1 protein-coding gene is annotated in these 1012 nt (G+C 64.4%); it reads left to right on the top strand.

Annotated elements, in window-relative coordinates:
• The first annotated feature begins 3 nt into the window (after positions 1-3).
• A complete protein-coding gene (gene gap, locus C8N32_RS14800; RefSeq protein WP_107893716.1) occupies positions 4-1005 on the top strand; it encodes a type I glyceraldehyde-3-phosphate dehydrogenase in 1002 nt (333 codons plus the stop codon).
• Positions 1006-1012 lie beyond the last annotated feature (7 nt).

Genomic DNA, 1012 nt, shown 5'->3' with positions numbered 1-1012 from the left:
GACATGACAGTGAAGGTAGCGATCAACGGCTTTGGCCGGATTGGGCGGAACGTTTTGCGCGGGATTGTCGAGTCTGGCCGGACGGACATCGAGGTTGTGGCGATCAACGACCTTGGTCCTGTCGAGACCAATGCCCACCTTCTGCGCTATGACAGCGTGCATGGCCGCTTTCCCGGCCGTGTGACGGTGCAGGGGGACACGATCGATGCCGGTCGCGGGCCGATCCGGGTGACCGCGATCCGCGACCCCAGGGAACTGCCCTGGGGCGAGGTGGACATCGCGCTGGAATGCACCGGCATCTTCACCGCGCGCGACAAGGCCGCCCTGCACCTGGAGAACGGCTCCGGCCGGGTTCTGGTCTCGGCCCCGGCCTCGGGCGCGGACAAGACCATCGTCTACGGCGTCAACCATGACAGCCTGACCGCCGAAGACACCGTGGTGTCCAACGCGTCCTGCACCACCAACTGCCTGTCGCCGGTGGCCAAGGCGCTCAACGATGCGATCGGCATCACCCGCGGCTTCATGACCACGATCCATTCCTACACCGGCGACCAGCCGACGCTGGACACCATGCACAAGGATCTCTACCGGGCCCGCGCCGCGGCGATGAGCATGATCCCCACCTCCACAGGCGCCGCCAAGGCCGTGGGGCTTGTGCTGCCCGAACTCAACGGCAAGCTCGACGGTGTCGCGATCCGGGTGCCCACGCCGAACGTCTCGGTCGTGGACCTGGTGTTCGAGGCCGCCCGCGACACCACCGTCGAGGAGGTCAACGCCGCCATCAAGGCCGCCGCCGAAGGCCCGATGAAAGGTGTCCTGGGCTATACAGAGGAACCGCTCGTCTCCTCCGACTTCAACCACGATCCCCACTCCTCGGTCTTCCACATGGATCAGACCAAGGTCATGGAAGGCAACATGGTCCGCATCCTCACCTGGTACGACAACGAGTGGGGCTTCTCAAACCGCATGGCAGACACCGCCGTCGCCATGGGAAAACTCATCTGAAAAAAAA

It is taken from the genome of Rhodovulum imhoffii (assembly GCF_003046545.1).
Taxonomy (GTDB): domain Bacteria; phylum Pseudomonadota; class Alphaproteobacteria; order Rhodobacterales; family Rhodobacteraceae; genus Rhodovulum; species Rhodovulum imhoffii.
The sequence above is the reverse complement of the archived record's forward strand: the minus strand, read 5'-3'. Positions and strand labels throughout refer to the sequence as shown.

Bases quoted from the DNA above. Each gene is read 5' to 3' on its own strand.
- gap (WP_107893716.1), top strand. From the start codon at position 4: ATGACAGTGAAGGTAGCGATCAACGGCTTTGGCCGGATTGGGCGGAAC.